Genomic DNA, 20129 nt, shown 5'->3' with positions numbered 1-20129 from the left:
ATTATAACGGCGTCGAACGGAGGGCATTTATGGAAAAGGTAATAGAAAAATTCAAAATTTTTCATAGGCTTACAATTATAATCAGTCTTTTATCTATCATTCTGCCGATTGTATTTTGGAAGCAGATACCTGATCAGATACCGCAGCATTACGGTGCGTCAGGCCGGGCAGACGCATGGACGGATAAGGGATTTCTTATTGTGATGTTTATCTTTGCACTTATGATGCTTGGAATGATGAGTATAGCCGAATATTTTGTAAAATCCAGCGGATTGTCGGCCAATACTCCCCAATCGGAAAAAGGAAGCTTATTTCATGTCTATCCGATGATAGTTCTCATGAATTTGGCGCTGCAACTGATGATTGCCTATATCATATTCTGCTGTGCGACAGCCCGGGATCTGGGCAGGTGGTTCCTTCCTGTTGTACTGATACTAACGTTTGCCCCCCTTGCCTATTTTTTACCCAAAAGCATGAAGGCCGGCATGACGCCAAAAGAGCAGACAGCACATCTCAGACAAAAGGAATTAGAAGTTCAAGGCGAAGTGTTCCGCAGTAAAGTGGACTGGTGGCTGGGAGTGATTTTGATTGGATGTGTTACATTCCCAGTTTATTTACTAGTGAAAGGTTATATGGAGTCAGGTGATATATCATGGACACTTCTTGTGACGGAGATTTTCATTCTGGCTTTACTGATTCCTATGTTCAATATGAAATATATCCTTTACCCGGATCATCTGCTGATTATCTGTATTGGAAAGGAACGGATTCCTTACCGAAATATTACAAGTATGAAAGAAACCCACAATCCGCTCTCCTCAGCAGCCCTCTCCCTTGACCGGCTTCAGATTGATTATAAAATGGCGGGAGGCAGCAATAATATGATTTTGATATCGCCGAAAAGGAAAAAAGAATTTATCGACAAAATAAATAGAAAGCGGGAACTGTATATGGAATAGCGTCGCGGATAAACAGGATTGAAAAATCCTGTTTATTTTTTTGTGAGGGGTTGTAAAAAATAGTCAATCCTGTATTATGAGAATAGGAGTTGACTAGATAAGTCAACAGGAAGGGAAACTGCTATGTATGAAAAATTTTACTCTCTGGCGGAAGATAAACAGCAGCGAATTATAAATGCAGGCTTGGAAGTGTTCGGTCAATACGATTACAAACACGCCTCCACAGACTTAATGGCATCTAAAGCCGGAATTTCAAAGGGGCTGCTATTTTATTATTTCAAAAACAAAAAAGATTTTTATATATTCTTATATAACTACTTAATTGAAATAATGACTAAACTTGTGGTAGATGAAGAATTTCTTGCCATCACAGATTTTTTTGACCTCCTCCGGTATTCAGTTATAAAAAAACATGATGTTTTAAAGCGTAATCCACATATTATGGATTTCTCCATGCGCGCATTCTATTCTGAAAAGGAGGACGTGTCAGAAAGATTGAAGGCAATGACTTTAAATTATGAAGAAACGGCATTTCAAAAATATTTTGCGCGTTTAGATACAAGTAAGTTCAAAGAAGAGGCCGGAGATTACTTCTATATCTATAAAATGCTGAGGTGGATGGCAGACGGTTATATGCATGATATACAGATGTCAGGACATTCCATAGACGTAGATACGTTGATGGATGAATTTGACCGTTGGATGAAAATGATTAAAAAACTAGTTTATAAGGAGGAGTATCAAGATGACTAATCACATAGAAATCGACCATATCACAAAAGATTATGGTCAGGGACGGGGAGTATTCGATATTACTTTTCAAGTTCAAAAGGGCGAAACACTTGGCTTTCTGGGCCCTAACGGGGCTGGCAAAACAACTACCATACGACAGTTGATGGGCTTTATAAAACCTGACAGCGGGAGTGTCAGCATACTTGGAAAGGACTGCTTTAAGGAGGCTGATTTCATAGAAAAATCACTAGGATATCTACCGGGAGAGATTGCGTTTATAGATTCTATGAGCGGTATTGAATTTATTCGTTTTATTGCTAAAATGAAAAAAATGAAAGGGCTAGGACGGGCAGAGTCCTTGATGGAAAAATTTGAGTTGAATCCGTCTGGAAAAATCAAGAAAATGTCCAAGGGCATGAAACAGAAGATTGGTATTGTCTGTGCATTCATGCAGGACCCGGAAATTTTGATTCTGGATGAACCTACCAGCGGGCTGGACCCTTTAATGCAGAATCAATTTATAGATTTACTGCTACAAGAAAAAAAGCGAGGGAAAACAATTCTGATGTCCTCACACATTTTTGAAGAGGTAGAGAAAACATGTGACCGGGCGGCGATTATACGTGAAGGCAGACTGGTGGCAGTAGAGGATATGGAGAAGTTAAAGTCGGGAAGGAAAAAGATTGTCGAACTTCATCTGGCAGATGAAAATATGGCGGCGTCTTTTGCCAGAGAGATTGCCGGGAGCAAGGTGACAGGGCGCAGTGTGAGCGCTAATGTTGGGCTTGATATGGATGAGTTCATAAAAAAAGCCGGCGCTTACACGGTAGTGGACCTGAATGTCCGCACACAGAGTCTGGAAGAATTTTTCCTGCATTTTTACGGAGGGCAGAACAATGATTAATACTACATTATTTAAAAAAGAAATCAAATCGAATTATATTCTTCTTTTAATTTTTTCCGCAGTGCTCACGGTGTACGGCAGTATGATCGTTGCCATGTTCGAACCTAAAATGAGTGAAAGCCTGAAAGCCATGGCAGATAGTATGCCGGAAATCTTTGCGGCGTTTGGAATGACTGATGTGGGAACGACGTTGATGGACTTCGTGACAGGTTACCTCTATAATATGCTCTATATTGCGTTCCCCTGTGTGTTCCTCATCATTCTCGCAAACCGTCTTGTTGCCAAATATGTTGATAACGGCTCCATGGCCTATATATTGGCAGTGCCCGAAAAGCGCAGAAAAATTGTGATTACACAGGCTGTATTTCTTGTATGCTGCCTCTTTATCATGGTCGCCTATATTACAGGATTGATTCTATTTGTCAGTCATTTGATGTTCCCAAAAGAGTTGAATACAGCAGAGTTCCTTCGAGTCAATGTAGGGCTTCTGGGGGTGCTTGTGTTTATAGGTGGAGCCTGCTTCCTATTTTCCTGTCTGTTCAACGAGACAAGGCTCTCGACAGGCATCGGTACTGGAATTGTAGTCTATTCTATCCTTGCGCAGATGCTGGCCCGTGTGGGCGATAAATTTGAAGCTCTTAAATATGCAACGCCTCTGACCTTGTATGATGTAGAGGGGCTCATCGCCATGGAGCGAAACGCATGGATATGCTGCGCTGTCCTGTATGCATGTGGACTCCTGTTTTTAGCGGTAGGGTGTACGGCATTTTCAAAGAGAAATCTGCCGATTTAGCCTTTGAAGAATCAGCCTTGAGATAATTTATCTTTCATCAGGCAAGAGTGGATGACCAGATTATAATAGAGCTGGTCATCTATTTTTTTGTTATTCCCTTTCTTTGAAAGATATTCGGTAACTGCTTTGTACTTTTTCCAAAGATGCCTTTCCGCTTTCTGGCGGCTGTAAGGGAAGATGAAACAGTTGGCTGCATATCCAAGCAGGGAACCCAGCAGTATATAACCAATCCGGATAAGAAATATACTGCCAACTTCTGTAAAAGTAAAGGCATTGGCAAAAACAGCCCCTCCCAGTGCGCCGACTGTAGAACATGCAAACGTTTCCCTATAATTTATAAAATAAAAAGATATGTAACCGGAGAACATCATCACTACAGTACGTCCTATCGCAGATGGAATCAGTGAATAAATAAGTACAGCGATTAAACCGCCTGATACTGTAGCCAGAATACGATTTTTTATCTTGGCAGGAACATCATCTGCATATGGCAGTGATACAGAAGCAAGTGTAAACATAAGCCATTTGCCGTGCGGAAGATTATACCCCAAAACGAAGAGGGTACCAAGAGACAGCAAGAGTGAAGTGCGCAATGCATAGACAGCACGCACCGGACTCAAATCCAATGCGATTTTTATCCGCGTTTTCAAGGGAAGCTTTGTCTTTCTGTAATGTGACTTTGCTTCGGGGTTTGTCATATGCTCCAATCTGTCTTGCGTATAGAGCAGTGTATTGTATAGGTGTGCTTCTTGTTCGGTTTCTTCTTCATATAATTCCTGCGGTTCAAGCGGTGGGAGAGAAGGAATCTCCCCTTGCAGGAATGTACGGTATATTTTCAGCCGCTCACTGATTTTTTGCAGGAATGAAGATTCCTTGACAGTCAGCTCTTCCGGCATCTTCTCTATAAGCCGCAACATTTTCTCCAAGCTGCGGCCTGTCTCTAACATAGAGAAACCGGCGTCTGAAACGCACAGTACCCTTTTCCGCCGGTCATATACCGTCCGGCTCAAATGCCCCAGCTTACTGTGCATATCAGTCAAATCTGGCATGATTGACGATTCCTTCCGCTTATACACTATATATTGGCAAATTCTATCGATCATCTCACTTAAAACATCTTTCGCCGTATCTACAACTCGATTTCTCCCCATGAACCATTGATACATTATGATAGAAAACGCCCCGAACAGCATGCCTGCAATTCTTACGGGGAGGCCTTGAATATCCACCGGTGAGATAAATATAAGAAACAAATAGGACAATATGTAAGGAAAATATATATGGCTGGAATACTCATAGGTGAATGAATATAGTATCAGCATTATCGTCGCAAAATTCACTATAAATGAGAACGGGAGAGGAAGAACCGTTACCAGACTGGAAGCAATTGCCATCCATACGAGAAGCAGAGCCTGCGTGAGCAAATTTTTTACCGGTTCCGCCGTCATATCGCGCACCATGGACGCTGACATCATTATAGTAAATATTACACCAACTATTGAATTCTCGGCACCAAAAACTTTTTGAAATACATTTACATAGAGAATAATGAAAAGAAAACTTAACGTACTGAATCGAAATTCTGTTCTTAGTTTTTCTGGTAACTTAATTTTTTTAAACTCATAAAACATATGCGGCTCCTTTTTGAAAACAATGTGATTTGTTATTGAATTAGTTATAAAAGAGTTTATAATAAAAGAAGAACTAGTAGCAAAATCATGATAGTCATATTTTGTTTACTATTTTATAACATATCACTCCAAAATACATTTGTCAACTAGGAGAAAATAAGATGAAATCAGAAAAAATATCCGAAAGATTTGTAAAGAACTTGCTGCTCGTAATGCCCAGCTGGCATTCAAGGCTTGTGCGACCCTTCAAAGAATCCCTAAACAGGGAAATGACTCTGGAAACCTATTATTGTCTGGAAACTTTGAGGGCCTGCAAAATGATGACCATGACAGAATTGGCACGCCAGCTAAAAATTCCCAAACAGCAAGTGACGAAATTAATTGATAAACTGAGTGAGCATAATTATATTGAACGACTCCATAACCCCGAAGACAGACGCTCTGTCTGGATACGTTTGACGCCAAACGCAATAGAGTATCTGGATAATTACTACAAGAAAAATCAAACTTTTATCTGTACACTAGAGGAACAGCTAACATCGGAAGAACTTCAGCGGTTGAATGAAGCAGTGGAAGTGTTGGCTGAAATTCTTCCCAAACTAAACTGAGTGAATCTTAAGGCTCCCTCAGTTTTACTACATTTGCCGCACTTCGCCGTCTATCCTCATCTATGGCCGCATAGTGCTTTTTCGTGGTGTTTACATCTTTATGTCCCAGAACATCTGCCACAAGATAAATATCGCCAGTTTCCTTGTATAAAGATGTACCATAAGTGCTGCGGAGTTTGTGGGGGGTGATTTTCTTGTTTGGCGTGACCCGTTTCGCATATTTTTTCACCATATTTTCTACAGCTTGTACGCCCATCCGGCGCCTTTGAGTGGAGAGGAAGAGTGCTTTTTCATATTCCGGAAGAGGTTCGACAGCTTTTCGAGTTGTTTCAAGGTAACTCCGCAGAGACTTCTCTACCTCATCTCCAAAATAAACAATCATTTCATTTCCACCTTTTCGTGTCACCTTTATTCCGTTATTCTTAAAATCTATGTCATCAATATCTAAACCTACGCATTCTGACACTCGAATGCCTGTTCCCAGCAGAAGAGTGAGTATAGCAAGGTCCCGCTCCTTTGTTTTTTCGTAATATACTCTGGCCTGCCCTGTAAGTTTAGAGCCACAGTTTTCCACATAGTCCAATAAACTGGCCACCTCATCGGTCTCCAGACGGATAATCGCTTTCTCATGTAGTTTCGGCATATCTACCAACAATGTAGGGTTTTTCTCAATAATCTGTCGTTTGTAAAAATAGCCATAAAAACTGCGCAGCGCAGACATTTTCCGGGCAAGGCCTTTTTCTTCATTTGTAATCTGACGGCCATCTGCCTTATAGACCTTCAAATATTCCTGATATTCTTCAATATCAACGGGTGTCAAGTTCTCTAAATCAGAGATACGAAAATCAGTCATTTTATAATTCTTAAATGCAGGATTCTCATTTAACAGAAATTGAAAAAAGACACGTATATCATATGCATAAGAAATACGGGTCCGGGCTGATGTAGTTGGTTCTATGGCACGGAAATAATCTTTTGCAAAAGAAGGCATTGTGTTCAAAACTTCGCGCAGCTTAATGGTATTGTCTATGTAAGATTGTTCATGATATGTTTTCGGTTCGGCCATTCTGAAAACCTCCTAATAAAATATTGTTAATGTCATTTATACAGTAAATTGTATCATAATGTGCTTCATTCGTCTATATCTTTTGGAAAAATCGGTATTTGTCGTATAGATTGATTTCTCAAAGAAAACTTCCCTGCTCTAAGGAAGTCTTATTTTCTACATGAATCATGGTTTTATTTGGGTAGGAAAGTCCGCCACTTGTTCTATCTGCCGGGTATAGTATGAGTAAGTAACAGATAGATGACGGACTTTCTATATCAATAGGGTGTTAAAGATATGGGCTTCATTCATATTGCTTATTTGTATTCGTTATCATAGTAAGCAACCATAAGGTAATCGCCTTCCTGAATAGCGTCTATTTTGTTGGCATTCATATTATTAATTGACACCAATTCATCAATATATTCATGCACGGAATCATATTTATCATTCATATATGTCTCAGCGATACTCCAGAGGGAGTCGCCTTTTTGTATTTCTATGCTTTTATAATATTTATAATCCACATTATGTGGCTGTTCATTCCCATGAGCACTTGAAAAGAAACTTCCGAAACCGAAACTGCATGCTAATACTAATATCACTGCGAAGATGCCTCCCAGCATCCGGCTGACGGACAAAAGATTTTTATGCCCTCTCCTTCTTTTAAGCATGCTTCCTTTACAATTTGCGATAGACTGTTTTTTCATATCAGATATCCCCCTTAATCTAATCTCGAAAATTTGTTCCGAACAACTGTTCTGTAATTACTATACATCCAGAACGAATGTTTGTCAATAGCTTTTTCCAAAAAACACGAACATATTTTCTAAACATTTGTTTGCTTTTTAAAAAAAGTTGTGATAATATAAATACATAAGTAAAAGAAACGTGTGTACGATTCAGGAGGTCGTTGTTATGAGTAAAGGTAAAATCAGTAAAAAGCAGGAAGAGATATTACAGTATATTAAGTCTCAAATCTTAGAAAGAGGCTTTCCGCCGGCAGTTCGTGAAATTTGTGATGCTGTAAATCTGAAATCCACATCTTCGGTGCACTCCCATTTAGAGACACTTGAGAAAAATGGATATATCCGCCGCGACCCTACTAAACCGCGTGCCATTGAGATTTTAGATGATAATTTCAATCTTACCAGAAGGGAAATGGTTCAAGTGCCCATGGTAGGACGTGTTGCGGCTGGCGAGCCTATTCTAGCGCAGGAGAATATCGAAGAGTACTTCCCTATTCCCGTGGAATTTCTCCCTAATAATGATGTATTTATGCTCAAAGTACGCGGGGAAAGTATGATCAATGCCGGAATTATGGACGGCGACTATGTTGTAGTGGAGAAAAGGAATACCGCTTCTAACGGTGAAATGGTCGTAGCTATGATAGAGGATGGGGCAACGGTGAAGACGTTCTATAAAGAGGAAGGTGTAATACGCCTGCAGCCGGAAAATGATACTATGGAGCCGTTCATTCTCCCCGATGTTGAAATTTTAGGTAAAGTTATTGCCGTATTCCGCTTCATGAGATAAATGACTTTAGAATTATACATAATAAATATAAAGAGATACGGTTTGAACCGCTCTCCGTCAAGTAGATACTCAAAATTATATACTTTTTGCCAGCAGGGGTTCCTGCTGGCAAATTCTATCAGGGGGATGTCATCTCTGATACTTTTAATCAAACCAATTTTTCCATATTTCCTGTTGATACCCAATGGTATAAAAAGGCCTCTCGTCCTCCTCTGCCAGTCTTTTTACAATAACCCGGCTATATTGGGGATTCTCTTTAATAAATGCTTTTAAGTCAGCATATCTTTTCTTTCTCAGTTTAAATAATATGTACCCCACCATATTCAACATTTTCTTTGGACAGTTTCCCTGTATACTATTCATAGCTTCTTGTAAATCAGAATCTCTGATATCTTTCATCTCTATTATTTTGTAATTGACGTTGATATCCAGCTGAAGAAAATAATTGATTACTTTAAAAGTCGCTAATTCGTTTCCGTCTCCATACCCGTATATGATTATATTGGGAATCTATAACATATCAATTATCGACCCAGAATAATCAATATATAATTTCCTTTTTGAAAATGCATAAATAATAAGGGCAAAAGCAGCTACAAAAAATAGCAAATACTCCAATAAATTTCCTTTTAACATAGCCCAGATAATTCCATAAATAATAACGCCTGCAATCCAAAGCTTTATACTTACATGAATCTCATTGTACCAATGTTTGGTTCGCAGTAAGACAATTAAATCTTTTATGTAAGGATACCATAAAATTATGTATGGGATTAATAACAATTCCACTACCATTTTTATTTCAGATAATTTTTCGAACAGATTGGTAATATCATACTTCCCTATAATAATAAGACATACGCTCAAACAATAACATATGACAGAAATGAAAGCTGCCTTCGCCGGATATACTTCTTTTTTTGAACGTTCCCAGTCAAATTTTAGAAGGAGGCTTAAATAGTAAATCAATTTTTCTCTATGTACTTTTAATAGATTTTCATCCTTATATTTGATGCAATTTTTTTCTATGTAATCAATCTCTTTCCATATATGTTCATCTTTATAGAGATTGAGCGCCTTATCTTCCGCATATGTATCATGTCTTCCATAACTATTTAAATTCACTTTTAGCTCAGTCAGCACACTCCCTATATGGGAGCTATCAGAATCATAAATTTTAACAGTGATTCTCTTCATAGCTCTCCGCCATTCATTGCGCTCATTAGTTACATAATGAAGGCTATTCTTTTTATTTTGAATAGTCATTTCTATTATAGCCACAATTACTACTGAAGAAAGTGCAATTTCCAGTAATTTCATTTTATTCCTCCACAACTACTGCCTTAAAAAGCAGGACCCACATAATAATTATGAAGGTCCTGCTTATCTTGTCTTATAAATCTTCTGCCGCAATCTTCTTCCCATCACTCCAGATTCGTTCCAAATCATAGAACAGCCTGTTTTCTTTATCAAAGACATGCACGATAATGTCTGAAAAATCCAGCAGTACCCAGCTTCCAAGCCCATAACCCTCCCGCTGCTTCACGCGGTAGCCAGCCTTCTCAAGCTTTTCTTCTACGCTGTCTACCAGTGCTCTGACCTGACTTTCATTGGTACCGTTGGCAATGATAAAATAATCTGCCAATACTGATACTTGGGATATATCGATAACTTGAATGTTCTCACCTTTTTTATCTTCCAGTGCCTTGCAGGCTATGCGTGCCATTTCTCTTGATTGTTCCATCTGTGTCACTATACCGTACCACCTTTCCTATTTTTATAATATAGATATGTCTTTTCTGTCATTGGGTCTATTGCCGCCCCTTTTGTATTCAAATAGCTCAGCGAATCTTCCAAGACCCGGAGCAGGCAGGCATCCAGATCTGTAAACGCCAGCTTTCTCACTATAGGGAGACTGGGAGCCTCGTCCCGGCCCGGTTCAATAAAATCTGCAATATAGATAATCTTGTCCAGCAGAGACATATCCGGCCGTCCGGTCGTATGGGCCGCGATTGCACAGATAATCTCTCTATCCTCCACATGATATTTTTTCCATGTGATAAAAGCGCCAAGCTTCGCGTGCAGCAATCCGGGATTCGCCATCTCCGCCTCAGAGATGTCCAGATGGTATTTACGGCAAAGCTTAATTTTCTCATCATTGGGGATACATTTTGCGCAGTCGTGCAAGACACCTGCAGTCATAGCCCGTTCCATATCTTCCCCATATTTCATGGCCAGACAACCTGCCGTATACATTACGCCCAGAGTGTGTTCATACCTTTCGCTGTCCAGATATCTTTTTACCTTTTTGCGCATTTTATTGATTGCTTCTGTCATCTTTATTCACCTTGATATATATGATACTGCTTAATATATTCTGCCGTTTTATCAGGCATCAGATAGTCGTAGGAAAGTCCTTCCCTGATTCGTCTTCGGATATCTCTCGAAGACACTGAAACAACCGGGGTTCTTAACAGGCGGATGTCGCCGTGATACTTTCTATTCAAATAGCGTATCCGGCTGTCCATCTCTTCCGGTGTGTCCATGTCGTCACGGTAAGCAGCTAAGATTGTGACAAGCTGCAGCAGACGTTGAGGACACTTCCATGAATCGAGAGCGAGCAGTGAGTCAGCACCTATAATAAAATAGAATTCATGCTCGGGATACCGCTCATGAAAACACTCCATGGTCTCATAGGTATAAGACTTCTCTGTCCGGTCTGTCTCGTATGTGCAGAGCTTAAAATAAGGTATATCTTCTATTGCAAGCTCTGTCATGCGGACTCTGTGATTGGTCATTCGGCGAATAGATACATCCTGCTTATGAGGAGGATTGCCGTTGGGCATAAACCATACCTCATCAAGGTCAAACTTCCTATACGCATACTCGCCCAGCATAAGATGTCCGTTATGAATGGGGTCGAATGTCCCCCCCATAATTCCGATTCTCATTGCACTTCACCTCTATCTACGGCAGCTGGATTTTCTTCTTCTCTTCTTTACCTTCTTTGTATAATACAATTTTCTTGCCAATAACTTGTACTACCTGAGCTCTTGTGCGCTCAGCAAGTGTTTCTGCCATCTGGCGTAAATCATCAGAACAGTTCTGAAGAACATTGAGCTTAATCAGCTCTCTGGCCTCCAATGCCTCTGAGACAGATGCTGTCAGCTCTGGAGTCACACCAGACTTTCCAATCTGCATGATTGGATCCATAGTCATGGCAAGTCCTTTTAAATACGCTCTCTGCTTTGATGTCATAGTATCTCTCCTTTCTAACGGAAATATTCAAACTGAAGACCATACATTTTCACAGTATCGCCCTCTTCTATTCCGGCTTTTTCCAATTCGTCCAAAATTCCTGCTTCCTTTAAAAACTTCTGGAAGAATGCAAACCCCTTTTCAGAATCAAGGTTTGTATACCCAAGCATCTTTTCAATCTTAGGCCCTTCCACAACGTACATGTCGTCCTTTTTCTCTACGGTATAAGGAAGATTCAAATAAATAATCTCGTCTTCCGGGAAATACTCCTGCTCAAATACAATAGGCTTCACATCCATATGCTGAATCGCGTCACTTACATAGTATAAAAGTTCCTGTATCCCCTCTCCCGATACCCCTGAGATTGGGAATACTTTAATTCCCTTTGGCTCGAATTCATCCTTAAGACGCTGTACCGGGTCTTCATCCTCACTGTAAATCAAGTCCGTTTTATTAGCGGCAATCACTTGGGGACGCTCGGCTATTTCCGGATTATATGCCTTTAACTCCTCATTGATTTTATAGATATCATCCACCGGGTCGCGGCCCTCGGTTCCGGCTGCGTCCACCACGTGTATCATAAGCTTCGTCCGTTCTATATGCCGAAGGAACTGATGCCCCAGCCCCACTCCTTCAGATGCTCCCTCAATAAGTCCCGGAATATCCGCTATCACGAAACCTTTTGCACCCTCCAGATCGACAACGCCAAGATTCGGGGATAACGTTGTAAAATGATAATTGGCGATTTTGGGCTGCGCATTCGTCACTCTGGACAACAGCGTGGATTTTCCCACATTTGGAAATCCTACCAAGCCCACGTCGGCAATCACTTTAAGTTCAAGTAAAACTTCCAGTTCCTTGGATGGCTGGCCCGGCTGTGCATATTTCGGCACCTGCATGGTGGCCGTGGCAAAGTGCTGATTACCCAGTCCTCCTTTTCCACCTTTCAGTACGATCTGTCTACGGTTATCGCCTGACATATCGGCGATAACTTTTCCAGTGGAAGCCTCTTTAATTACAGTTCCCTCCGGCACTCTGAGGACAGTATCTGTACCATCCTTTCCATGACAGCGCCTCTTGCCGCCTTCTTCGCCATCTCCTGCGGCATATTTTCTCTTATGTCTATAGTCAACAAGCGTATTGAGCCCTTCATCGACTTCAAATATCAAGTCTCCGCCTTTTCCACCGTCTCCTCCGTCTGGTCCCCCGTTGGGAACATAGAGCTCTCTTCGAAAACTGCAGTGGCCGTCTCCGCCTTTTCCTGACCGTATTACTATTTTTGCTCTGTCCGCAAACATAAATACTTCCTCTTTCTATTCTTTATTACTTTTTAAAAAAGACAGGAAAACATCCGCTTCCTGTCTTTTGAAACTACTCTTATTATTCAGCTACCGGATAGATAGAAACCTGCTTCTTATCTCTTCCTTTTCTTTCAAATCTGACAACACCGTCTACTAATGCAAACAATGTATCATCTCCGCCGCGTCCTACATTCACGCCTGGGTGAATCTTAGTTCCGCGCTGTCTGTAAAGGATATTACCAGCTTTTACAAACTGTCCGTCTGCTCTCTTGGCTCCAAGTCTCTTGGATTCAGAGTCACGGCCGTTCTTTGTAGAACCAACTCCCTTTTTATGAGCAAAAAACTGAAGGTTTAATTTCATCATGGTCTTACACCTCCTCGAATGTCAATTCCATATACTTTCTGTAGTTATCGTCGTCTGCAATCTGTTCCAGTCCCAGAACCATCGCGTTCAACAAAAGTGCAGCATCACTGCTTGGATTTCCTTTCACTTGGAAATCAATCAATCCGTCGGTCTCATCAGATAATTCCGATGTCTCATCATCCGTAAAGGCGTCGATAGCATTCACTGTGTTGATCGTAAGCACGGATACGGCAGCACAGACGACATCTTGTCCCTCTTCACTGAATCCCGCATGGCCTACAGCTTTAAATCCGACATATTGATTCTTTTCATTTTTATAAATGGTTACTTTTACCATAGAACACCAGCTTCTGCAAATAATTATGCGTTGATTTTTTCAATCTTAACTGCTGTGTACTGCTGTCTGTGACCATTTTTCTTGTGATAGCCTGTTTTTCTCTTATACTTGTAAACGATAACCTTTTTTGCTTTACCGTTCTCGATAACAGATGCTTCTACTGTTGCACCTTCTACTGTCGGAGCTCCGACTTTGAGTTCGTTATCGCTTACTGCAAGCACTTGGTCAAATGTATAAGACTCACCGGCTTCTACACCAAGTTTTTCTACTTTAATGATATCGCCTTCGGCTACTTTGTACTGTTTACCACCTGTTGCTATAATCGCGTACATATGGCACCTCCTATTATCATTACTCGCCAACTGCGGTGTCCGGAAATGGAGCTTATAACCTCGTTGTGCGGCATACTGTTGTATTATACACCAGCACGCCGCACAAAGTCAACCGTCAAAATAAATTATTTTCAATTATTTACCTTTTTTGTGGACTTACCGCTCATCACCTTAATCTTGTCGTAACAGTAACCGATAATATCCTTACGAGTGACAATTCCGATAAAGTTGCCCTGATCGTCCACCACCGGAACAAAATTCTGCTCCATGGCCCGGCCTATCAAATCTTCCACATTGCTGTCCGCGCGTACCGGACGATAATCCAAACGCCGTTGAATCCGGGTCACTGGAATGTTCTCTGCATCCTTTATATTCAATATATTCAATTCCTTCAGCCCCCAGAGAAGGTCCCCCTCGGTAATTGTTCCTATGTATTTTCCTTCCCGATTGATGATTGGTACTGAAGAATATTTGTGATACTCCATAATCTCCATGGCCTGCCGCAGAGTATGGTAATCATAAATATATGCCAATTCAGATTTCGGTTTCAGGAAAAATAAAATATTCATGCTTGCTCCCTCGCTTTAATCTATGGTATTTGGCCCGTTGACGGACCATTGCCCGCAGTGAATGCCTCACTGCTTCCGCATATACTATACCATATTTTACCGTTTAAATGTAGATTAAAGCACAGTGTTTACAAAAATATCATAAATTGCCTTTATGGCATTGTCAAAGTCATGTTCTCTGACACCGATAATGATATTCAGCTCACTGGAGCCCTGATCTATCATCTTTACATTGACATGGGCGTGGGCCAAAGCAGAAAAAATACGTCCGGCCGTGCCGCGGGTCTGCTTCATGCCACGGCCCACCACGGCAATCAAAGCAAGGTCTGACTCCAGTTCAATGTCATCCGGCTGTACAGCCCGGTGGATACCAGAGATTACCTGCTGTTCATGCTCTTCAAATTCATCCTGCTGTACAAAAATTGTCATCGTGTCAATTCCCGACGGCATATGCTCAAAAGATATGCCCTGATCCTCGAATACACCTAACACCTTTCTTCCGAACCCAATCTCCGCGTTCATCATTGCCTTTTCTATCGTAATCGATGCAAATCCTTTCTTTCCAGCGATTCCGGTAATCGTATACTTCGGTTTCCTGCAGGTGCCTTCCACGATCAGTGTACCCTTATCTTCTGGCTTATTTGTATTGCGGATATTGATAGGAATTCCTTCCTTTCGAACCGGAAAGATAGCATCTTCATGAAGTACTGAGGCCCCCATGTAAGCAAGCTCCCGCAATTCTTTATATGTAATAGCCTCAATTCCTTTGGGATTTTTTATAATACGAGGGTCCGCAATCAAAAATCCGGATACATCCGTCCAGTTCTCATATACATCCGCCTGAATCGCCTTTGCAACGAGAGAACCTGTTATATCAGAACCACCTCTGGAGAAGGTCTGGATGGAACCGTCGGGCTTAGCTCCGTAAAACCCGGGAATGACTGCCTGCTCCACCCCGTCAAGCCGGGCGGCCAAAAGCTCGTTGGTCTTCTCGGATAGAAAGACTCCTTCTTCATCAAAAGCAATCACTTCGGCTGCGTCAATAAAAGTATATCCTAAATAATTGGCCATGATAATCCCGTTAAGATATTCTCCTCTGGATGCCGCATATTCCCGGCCAGCCTTTTTGCCAAAATCCTGACGGATTATCTCGAATTCTTTTTCCAGATTAAGCGTTAATCCCAGCTCTTCGATAATTTCTTGGTAACGGAGTTCTATTTTCTTCAAAAGTTCAGTAAACTTTTTCTCACGTACAGCCGCGCCATAACACTGGTAGAGCATATCGGTCACTTTGACATCGTCCGAAAACCGTTTCCCCGGAGCAGATGGAATGACATACCTTCTCGATTTGTCTTCGCGGATAATCTGTCCAACTTTCTTAAACTGTGCGGCATCTGCAAGCGAACTACCGCCAAATTTGACCACCTTTATCATCTCTAGTACCCTCCGTCTCAAGTAGTTTTTCTTATTACTTTATTACGGTAACGCAAAAAATGCAACCTTTTTTATAAATTGTGTGCAAATTCCCGAAAAACCATGGGTTTTCTATTATTTTTTATGCATGTGTCACATCTGCGAAGACTGCGTTGGACGCGGTTTTAAGTGCTTCCGGAGTGAGCGCGAGCTGCATGCCGATCCGTCCTCCACTCACATATATTTTATCCAGTCTTTCTGCACTTTTATCTATGACAGTTGGGAACTGCTTTTTCATGCCTATGGCCGTACATCCTCCCCGCACATAGCCCGTCAATGGAGTCAAGTCTTTCAGCGGAAGCATCTCCAGTGATTTTTCCCCCACCGTCCGGGCGGCCTCCTTTAAGTTAATCTCTTTTTCTATTGGAAGGACAAATACATAATGACCACCGCTCTTTCCAGTGGTCACAATCGTTTTATACACAAGTTGATACGGAAGCGACAGACGGTCAGCAGTCTCGATTCCATCTGTAAAAGTATCACATTCATACATCTGATATTCATATGGGATTCTCATACGGTCCAGAATACGCATGGCGTTAGTCTTTACTTCTTTCTTACTCATACAAGCTCTCCTTCAGCGTCTTTTTAACTTTCTTCCTAGTGACTTCCACTATCTGAAGTTTTGTCATGTCTATTACATTACCTGGATTTCTATCCTTATTCAACTCATGCTGAAAATAAGCAAGCAGCTCTTGTTTTTCAGTGTCTGTGCCCATATTGATAAAATCTATCATGATAATGCCAGAAAGGTTGCGGAGCCGGATTTGTCTGGCAGCTTCCTTGGCCGCTTCCAGATTCATGGCAAGAAACTCTTTCTTTTTCTTCATACATCTTCCAGAATTCACGTCGATGACATGCATGGCTTCCGTCTCCTGAATCACGAGATATGAGCCGGATTTCAGCCAGACCCGCTCTCTAAGCGCCTCTTCCGTCACATGCTCCATACTGTAACATTTAGATAGTGGGTACTGTTCATCCGTGTAACACCGCAAAAGCCTCAAATCATCCGGCTGTTCTTTGGCAAGAAAATCTCTAGTCTCTTCATACAATGTGCCACTTTGGGCCACAATTTCAGCCAGCCCTGATTGGTAAATATCACGGAGCATTGAGATATAAGGCTTGGGGGCTTCCTTAAGGCAACTAAAGCAAGTGCGTGTCCCCGCAATTCTGCGTATATGAAAATATTCCTCCTCCAGCTTTTCGAGCTCGGCAGCTACTGTCTCCCACGGAACATCCGCGGCATTCGTCCGCAGTATAAAACCATAACCTCGCCCCCCGTAACTTTCTGCCTTGGCGAGCAGTTCTTCACGCTTAGGTTTCGAGATCTTAGAGGAGACGCCCACTGTCAAATTTCCGGAAGTCAGCACGGCATACCTGCCTGTGAAATTCAGGTTTCCAGTCACTACAGGTTTCTTTGTTCTCACCGCTTCCTTCTGAATCTGCACTAACAATTCATCTCCGACGCAGAACGGCTTTTTCCCTGCCTTTGAAGTAAAGATGGGAGAATATTTTTCTTCTGTTGAATAGTAACATTCATTTTTGTCACCAATCTCAATAAAGGCCGCATTTATATTGGGAAGAATCTGGCGTACCTTTCCAACATAGATACTCCCCAATGCATATGGCTCATTTTGAGGGCTGTAGTGTATTTCTACAATTTTCCCCTCCTCTGACAAAACCGCTGCAATCCGGTCGCCGACATGAGCAATAATAATTTTCCGCTCCATATGCTAGTTAATCTCCAATCCCAGTGCTTCTAACGGGAGGAATCCTTCCGCCGACGCCGCGTAAGTTTCCAGTCTGTGATGGGAAAATGACGCCGGCTCAACTCCCAGCCAGCGGCAGAAAGCCTCCGTCACTAATTCCGGCTTCAAGTTCTCTACACTTCCCGCTGACACCATCATATAGATAGACTCTCCCTCTGGTCTCAGCTCATGAATCATTGGGCGGATATCCACCTCTTTTTCACTTTTCTTCGTAGACTTTATTACTATAATCTCGGACTGACCGTAGAATTCAATCAACTTTTCCGCCCAACCGCAGGGAAGCACTCCACTCTTCGGCGTAGACAGATAGGATGCGCCCGCCACGAGTGACATTCCCTTATTTTTCTTGTCATCGGGTATCTCTACAACACTTAAAACTTCCATACCCTCGACCATAACGTTATTTAATCTTTCTACTGCATCCTTGCTGGAAATGGATTCAGTCAGTTCAATATCAAAGTACTCGCCGTCACTGGTCAGTCCGACACCCAGAGGGTTCGCGAAAGACATCACCATGTGGGGACTGTAGCCGCCAGTGAATTTGATAGGAATTTCCGCTCTCCGGATTGCTTTCTGAAAATACCGCATAACATCAAGATGCCCGATAAATTTCATGACACCAAATTTCCGAAATTTTACTCTAACCTTCATAGCAGACGCCTCCCTTATATGTCATCGCGCCGCAGCCGGAACACTTCTCCCGGCAGTTCGGCGTCACCTTCCCCTGCATGGCGTTTTCCCACTCTCTCCAGAGGAAATCCCTTGTCACGCCGCAGTCAATAAAATCCCATGGGAAAATTTCGTCTCTTGTACGGGGACGCAGATTGTAGAACGCAGCATCTGTTCCTGTATTTTCAAATGCCTGCATCCAAAGGTCATAGCGGAAATATTCATCCCACGAATCAAAAATGCACCCGAGACGGTATGCCTCAAGCAGAACCGCCCCCATCCGCCTGTCACCTCTGGCGAAGGTTCCCTCCAAGACAGTCAGCTCGGCGGTATGCCAGTTATAGCGAAGACTCTTTCGGTTCAATTGATTCCGCATCGCTTCCTGTACTATATTGGCCTTCGCCACATATTCTTCTGCTGAGAACATGGTCGCCCACTGAAGGGGAGAAAAAGGCTTGGGCACAAAAAAGGAAGAACTGGCCGTAATCTGGCATTTCCCATTACGCTGTTCCTTCGGTATTTCATAGTAACGGCGTGCCACTTTATCGGAAAGGACTGCTATTCCCTCCATATCCTCCCGCGTCTCGGTCGGGAGTCCCAGCATGAAATAAAGCTTCACCTTCGTCCAGCCGCCCTCGAAGGCCTGCCCTGCACCGTCGATAATCTCAGACTCGGTCAAGCCCTTGTTTATCACATCACGCATCCGCTGGCTTCCTGCCTCCGGCGCAAATGTTAGGCTTGATTTGCGGACATCCTGTACCTTGCTCATGACGTCCAAAGAAAAAGCGTCGATGCGAAGAGACGGAAGGGAAATATTCACCCCTTGTCCCTTGAATTCTTCAATTAAAAAAGAAACAATCTCTTTTAACTCATTGTAGTCACTGGAGCTTAAAGAGCTCAAGGTGATTTCTTCGTGGCCTGTATTTTTCAACATAGCACGGGCCGTTTCTTTCAGCATTTCGATATCCCTTGGCCTCGCAGGCCGGTACACCATTCCGGCTTGACAAAAACGGCATCCACGGATACAGCCCCGCTGAATTTCCAGCACCGCTCTGTCCTGTGTGGCTTTGATAAATGGCACGATAGGCTTTAATGGATAGGTGGTCTCCCCCATATCCGAAGCAACCTGCCGGCGTATTTTTTCTTTCGCATGTGGGTTGTTAGGAAGGAAGGACGCAATAGTTCCGTCTTCTTTATAGTTTACATCATAAAAGGAGGGAACATATATGCCTTCTATTTCAGCCGCCATTTCAAGAAATGATTCCCGGCTGCCTCCAGATGCCTTCCAAGACTTATAGGCATCAAAAAGCTGGTCATAGACAGTCTCACCTTCTCCAATATAAAATAAATCAAAAAAATCTGCCAGCGGTTCTGGATTATAAGCACAAGGACCGCCGCCTATGACAAACGGGTCTTTCTCTGTACGCTCATGGGCAGAAAGCGGGATGCCTGACAAATCCAATATCTGTAAGATATTGGTATAGCACATCTCGAATTGGAGCGTGATACCGAGAAAATCAAAGTCTCTCACCGGATCCTGCGATTCCAGCGCAAAAAGCGGAATTCCTTCAGAGCGCATCTCCTTATCCATATCAGTCCATGGCGAAAATACACGTTCACACCAGACGTCTTCCCTGCGGTTGAACATATCATATAAAATCTGCAGTCCTAAATGGGACATGCCGATTTCATAGACGTCCGGGAAACACATACAAAACCGCACATCCACTTTATCGGCGTCTTTGTTTACAGAATTGACCTCGTTGCCGATGTAGCGCGCCGGTTTTTCGATTCTTAATAATATTTCATCACTTAAAGCTAATTTTCTCATATTTTTCCTCTCGTTGAT

The 20129-nt window shown here is 42.2% G+C and carries 25 protein-coding genes; 6 read left to right on the top strand and 19 right to left on the bottom strand.

Annotation, left to right across the window (positions count from 1 at the left end; all coding sequences use genetic code 11):
* The first annotated feature begins 29 nt into the window (after positions 1-29).
* The 4 genes from BN6465_RS05225 to BN6465_RS05210 all read left to right on the top strand — a co-directional run bounded on the left by BN6465_RS05225 (position 30) and on the right by BN6465_RS05210 (position 3388).
* On the top strand, positions 30-959 hold the full coding sequence (locus tag BN6465_RS05225) for a PH domain-containing protein (RefSeq protein WP_066732375.1): 930 nt from the start codon (positions 30-32) through the stop codon (positions 957-959).
* Positions 960-1082: 123 nt separating this feature from the next.
* The gene (locus BN6465_RS05220; RefSeq protein ID WP_066732373.1) at positions 1083-1712 is read left to right on the top strand and encodes a TetR/AcrR family transcriptional regulator; all 630 of its coding nucleotides are present in this window, start codon (positions 1083-1085) and stop codon (positions 1710-1712) included.
* The gene (locus BN6465_RS05215; RefSeq protein ID WP_066732372.1) at positions 1705-2595 is read left to right on the top strand and encodes an ABC transporter ATP-binding protein; all 891 of its coding nucleotides are present in this window, start codon (positions 1705-1707) and stop codon (positions 2593-2595) included. The genes BN6465_RS05220 and BN6465_RS05215 overlap by 8 nt, the downstream gene beginning before the upstream one ends.
* Positions 2588-3388 carry an ABC transporter permease subunit gene (locus BN6465_RS05210; protein WP_066732371.1) on the top strand — a complete coding sequence of 267 codons (801 nt, stop codon included), beginning with the start codon at positions 2588-2590 and terminating at the stop codon, positions 3386-3388. The genes BN6465_RS05215 and BN6465_RS05210 overlap by 8 nt, the downstream gene beginning before the upstream one ends.
* Before the next feature lie 11 nt (positions 3389-3399).
* Here the strand turns inward: BN6465_RS05210 and BN6465_RS05205 are convergent, their stop codons facing one another.
* Positions 3400-5019 (bottom strand): FUSC family protein, encoded by a 1620-nt coding sequence (locus BN6465_RS05205; RefSeq protein ID WP_066732369.1) that lies wholly within the window; start codon positions 5017-5019, stop codon positions 3400-3402.
* 161 nt (positions 5020-5180) lie between these two features.
* On the opposite strand from BN6465_RS05205, the gene BN6465_RS05200 reads away from it, so the two are divergent.
* Positions 5181-5627, top strand: a complete 447-nt coding sequence (locus BN6465_RS05200) for a MarR family winged helix-turn-helix transcriptional regulator (protein ID WP_066732367.1) — start codon at positions 5181-5183, stop codon at positions 5625-5627.
* A gap of 7 nt (positions 5628-5634) precedes the next feature.
* Here the strand turns inward: BN6465_RS05200 and BN6465_RS05195 are convergent, their stop codons facing one another.
* Both BN6465_RS05195 and BN6465_RS05190 read right to left on the bottom strand, forming a co-directional pair.
* On the bottom strand, positions 5635-6693 hold the full coding sequence (locus tag BN6465_RS05195; protein WP_066732365.1) for a tyrosine-type recombinase/integrase: 1059 nt from the start codon (positions 6691-6693) through the stop codon (positions 5635-5637).
* Positions 6694-6989: 296 nt separating this feature from the next.
* Positions 6990-7382, bottom strand: coding sequence for a LysM peptidoglycan-binding domain-containing protein (locus BN6465_RS05190; RefSeq protein WP_082891589.1), 393 nt, complete (start codon positions 7380-7382; stop codon positions 6990-6992).
* A gap of 208 nt (positions 7383-7590) precedes the next feature.
* Here BN6465_RS05190 and lexA point away from each other — a divergent pair, with 208 nt between their 5' ends.
* On the top strand, positions 7591-8208 hold the full coding sequence (gene lexA, locus BN6465_RS05185; RefSeq protein WP_066732363.1) for a transcriptional repressor LexA: 618 nt from the start codon (positions 7591-7593) through the stop codon (positions 8206-8208).
* Between the two features lie 144 nt (positions 8209-8352).
* Here lexA and BN6465_RS05180 read toward each other — a convergent pair whose 3' ends face one another.
* The 16 genes from BN6465_RS05180 to BN6465_RS05105 form a co-directional block, all read right to left on the bottom strand.
* A complete protein-coding gene (locus BN6465_RS05180; RefSeq protein ID WP_066732361.1) occupies positions 8353-8607 on the bottom strand; it encodes a hypothetical protein in 255 nt (84 codons plus the stop codon).
* Positions 8608-8718: 111 nt separating this feature from the next.
* Complete coding sequence (locus BN6465_RS05175) at positions 8719-9528, bottom strand: hypothetical protein (RefSeq protein WP_066732356.1); 810 nt, start codon at positions 9526-9528, stop codon at positions 8719-8721.
* 73 nt (positions 9529-9601) lie between these two features.
* On the bottom strand, positions 9602-9952 hold the full coding sequence (gene rsfS, locus BN6465_RS05170) for a ribosome silencing factor (protein ID WP_066732795.1): 351 nt from the start codon (positions 9950-9952) through the stop codon (positions 9602-9604).
* Positions 9953-9960: 8 nt separating this feature from the next.
* Positions 9961-10545: a bis(5'-nucleosyl)-tetraphosphatase (symmetrical) YqeK gene (gene yqeK / locus BN6465_RS05165; protein ID WP_066732351.1), complete on the bottom strand. Its 585-nt coding sequence runs from the start codon at positions 10543-10545 to the stop codon at positions 9961-9963.
* 2 nt (positions 10546-10547) lie between these two features.
* A complete protein-coding gene (nadD, locus tag BN6465_RS05160; protein WP_066732343.1) occupies positions 10548-11159 on the bottom strand; it encodes a nicotinate-nucleotide adenylyltransferase in 612 nt (203 codons plus the stop codon).
* A gap of 16 nt (positions 11160-11175) precedes the next feature.
* A complete protein-coding gene (gene yhbY, locus BN6465_RS05155; RefSeq protein WP_066732341.1) occupies positions 11176-11466 on the bottom strand; it encodes a ribosome assembly RNA-binding protein YhbY in 291 nt (96 codons plus the stop codon).
* A gap of 14 nt (positions 11467-11480) precedes the next feature.
* A complete protein-coding gene (gene obgE, locus BN6465_RS05150) occupies positions 11481-12764 on the bottom strand; it encodes a GTPase ObgE (RefSeq protein ID WP_066732339.1) in 1284 nt (427 codons plus the stop codon).
* An 82-nt stretch (positions 12765-12846) separates the two neighbouring features.
* Positions 12847-13131, bottom strand: a complete 285-nt coding sequence (gene rpmA, locus BN6465_RS05145) for a 50S ribosomal protein L27 (RefSeq protein WP_008975781.1) — start codon at positions 13129-13131, stop codon at positions 12847-12849.
* Positions 13132-13135: 4 nt separating this feature from the next.
* Positions 13136-13468: a ribosomal-processing cysteine protease Prp gene (locus BN6465_RS05140; protein ID WP_066732338.1), complete on the bottom strand. Its 333-nt coding sequence runs from the start codon at positions 13466-13468 to the stop codon at positions 13136-13138.
* A 23-nt stretch (positions 13469-13491) separates the two neighbouring features.
* The gene (gene rplU / locus BN6465_RS05135) at positions 13492-13800 is read right to left on the bottom strand and encodes a 50S ribosomal protein L21 (protein WP_066732336.1); all 309 of its coding nucleotides are present in this window, start codon (positions 13798-13800) and stop codon (positions 13492-13494) included.
* 131 nt (positions 13801-13931) lie between these two features.
* Complete coding sequence (locus BN6465_RS05130) at positions 13932-14369, bottom strand: CBS domain-containing protein (protein ID WP_066732333.1); 438 nt, start codon at positions 14367-14369, stop codon at positions 13932-13934.
* Between the two features lie 114 nt (positions 14370-14483).
* Positions 14484-15803, bottom strand: coding sequence for an aspartate kinase (locus tag BN6465_RS05125; RefSeq protein WP_066732331.1), 1320 nt, complete (start codon positions 15801-15803; stop codon positions 14484-14486).
* A 121-nt stretch (positions 15804-15924) separates the two neighbouring features.
* Complete coding sequence (ybaK, locus tag BN6465_RS05120; RefSeq protein WP_066732329.1) at positions 15925-16407, bottom strand: Cys-tRNA(Pro) deacylase; 483 nt, start codon at positions 16405-16407, stop codon at positions 15925-15927.
* A complete protein-coding gene (locus BN6465_RS05115; RefSeq protein WP_066732327.1) occupies positions 16400-17572 on the bottom strand; it encodes a ribonuclease E/G in 1173 nt (390 codons plus the stop codon). Before BN6465_RS05115 ends, ybaK begins: the two co-directional genes overlap by 8 nt.
* A gap of 3 nt (positions 17573-17575) precedes the next feature.
* The gene (locus BN6465_RS05110) at positions 17576-18262 is read right to left on the bottom strand and encodes a TIGR03936 family radical SAM-associated protein (protein ID WP_066732324.1); all 687 of its coding nucleotides are present in this window, start codon (positions 18260-18262) and stop codon (positions 17576-17578) included.
* Positions 18252-20111 carry a TIGR03960 family B12-binding radical SAM protein gene (locus BN6465_RS05105; protein ID WP_066732322.1) on the bottom strand — a complete coding sequence of 620 codons (1860 nt, stop codon included), beginning with the start codon at positions 20109-20111 and terminating at the stop codon, positions 18252-18254. The genes BN6465_RS05110 and BN6465_RS05105 overlap by 11 nt, the downstream gene beginning before the upstream one ends.
* Between the last annotated feature and the right edge of the window lie 18 nt (positions 20112-20129).

Origin of the sequence: Bariatricus massiliensis (assembly GCF_900086725.1) — a bacterium.
In the GTDB taxonomy this organism is placed as follows: domain Bacteria; phylum Bacillota; class Clostridia; order Lachnospirales; family Lachnospiraceae; genus Allocoprococcus; species Allocoprococcus massiliensis.
The sequence above is the reverse complement of the archived record's forward strand: the minus strand, read 5'-3'. Positions and strand labels throughout refer to the sequence as shown.

Excerpts from the sequence above, each read along its gene's own strand:
- BN6465_RS05225 (WP_066732375.1), top strand. The coding sequence starts at position 30 with ATGGAAAAGGTAATAGAAAAATTCAAAATTTTTCATAGGCTTACAATT.
- BN6465_RS05220 (WP_066732373.1), top strand. The coding sequence starts at position 1,083 with ATGTATGAAAAATTTTACTCTCTGGCGGAAGATAAACAGCAGCGAATT.
- BN6465_RS05215 (WP_066732372.1), top strand. The coding sequence starts at position 1,705 with ATGACTAATCACATAGAAATCGACCATATCACAAAAGATTATGGTCAG.
- BN6465_RS05210 (WP_066732371.1), top strand. The coding sequence starts at position 2,588 with ATGATTAATACTACATTATTTAAAAAAGAAATCAAATCGAATTATATT.
- BN6465_RS05205 (WP_066732369.1), bottom strand. The coding sequence starts at position 5,019 with ATGTTTTATGAGTTTAAAAAAATTAAGTTACCAGAAAAACTAAGAACA.
- BN6465_RS05200 (WP_066732367.1), top strand. The coding sequence starts at position 5,181 with ATGAAATCAGAAAAAATATCCGAAAGATTTGTAAAGAACTTGCTGCTC.
- BN6465_RS05195 (WP_066732365.1), bottom strand. The coding sequence starts at position 6,693 with ATGGCCGAACCGAAAACATATCATGAACAATCTTACATAGACAATACC.
- BN6465_RS05190 (WP_082891589.1), bottom strand. The coding sequence starts at position 7,382 with ATGAAAAAACAGTCTATCGCAAATTGTAAAGGAAGCATGCTTAAAAGA.
- lexA (WP_066732363.1), top strand. The coding sequence starts at position 7,591 with ATGAGTAAAGGTAAAATCAGTAAAAAGCAGGAAGAGATATTACAGTAT.
- BN6465_RS05180 (WP_066732361.1), bottom strand. The coding sequence starts at position 8,607 with ATGAAAGATATCAGAGATTCTGATTTACAAGAAGCTATGAATAGTATA.
- BN6465_RS05175 (WP_066732356.1), bottom strand. The coding sequence starts at position 9,528 with ATGAAATTACTGGAAATTGCACTTTCTTCAGTAGTAATTGTGGCTATA.
- rsfS (WP_066732795.1), bottom strand. The coding sequence starts at position 9,952 with ATGGAACAATCAAGAGAAATGGCACGCATAGCCTGCAAGGCACTGGAA.
- yqeK (WP_066732351.1), bottom strand. The coding sequence starts at position 10,545 with ATGACAGAAGCAATCAATAAAATGCGCAAAAAGGTAAAAAGATATCTG.
- nadD (WP_066732343.1), bottom strand. The coding sequence starts at position 11,159 with ATGAGAATCGGAATTATGGGGGGGACATTCGACCCCATTCATAACGGA.
- yhbY (WP_066732341.1), bottom strand. The coding sequence starts at position 11,466 with ATGACATCAAAGCAGAGAGCGTATTTAAAAGGACTTGCCATGACTATG.
- obgE (WP_066732339.1), bottom strand. The coding sequence starts at position 12,764 with ATGTTTGCGGACAGAGCAAAAATAGTAATACGGTCAGGAAAAGGCGGA.
- rpmA (WP_008975781.1), bottom strand. The coding sequence starts at position 13,131 with ATGATGAAATTAAACCTTCAGTTTTTTGCTCATAAAAAGGGAGTTGGT.
- BN6465_RS05140 (WP_066732338.1), bottom strand. The coding sequence starts at position 13,468 with ATGGTAAAAGTAACCATTTATAAAAATGAAAAGAATCAATATGTCGGA.
- rplU (WP_066732336.1), bottom strand. The coding sequence starts at position 13,800 with ATGTACGCGATTATAGCAACAGGTGGTAAACAGTACAAAGTAGCCGAA.
- BN6465_RS05130 (WP_066732333.1), bottom strand. The coding sequence starts at position 14,369 with ATGAATATTTTATTTTTCCTGAAACCGAAATCTGAATTGGCATATATT.
- BN6465_RS05125 (WP_066732331.1), bottom strand. The coding sequence starts at position 15,803 with ATGATAAAGGTGGTCAAATTTGGCGGTAGTTCGCTTGCAGATGCCGCA.
- ybaK (WP_066732329.1), bottom strand. The coding sequence starts at position 16,407 with ATGAGTAAGAAAGAAGTAAAGACTAACGCCATGCGTATTCTGGACCGT.
- BN6465_RS05115 (WP_066732327.1), bottom strand. The coding sequence starts at position 17,572 with ATGGAGCGGAAAATTATTATTGCTCATGTCGGCGACCGGATTGCAGCG.
- BN6465_RS05110 (WP_066732324.1), bottom strand. The coding sequence starts at position 18,262 with ATGAAGGTTAGAGTAAAATTTCGGAAATTTGGTGTCATGAAATTTATC.
- BN6465_RS05105 (WP_066732322.1), bottom strand. The coding sequence starts at position 20,111 with ATGAGAAAATTAGCTTTAAGTGATGAAATATTATTAAGAATCGAAAAA.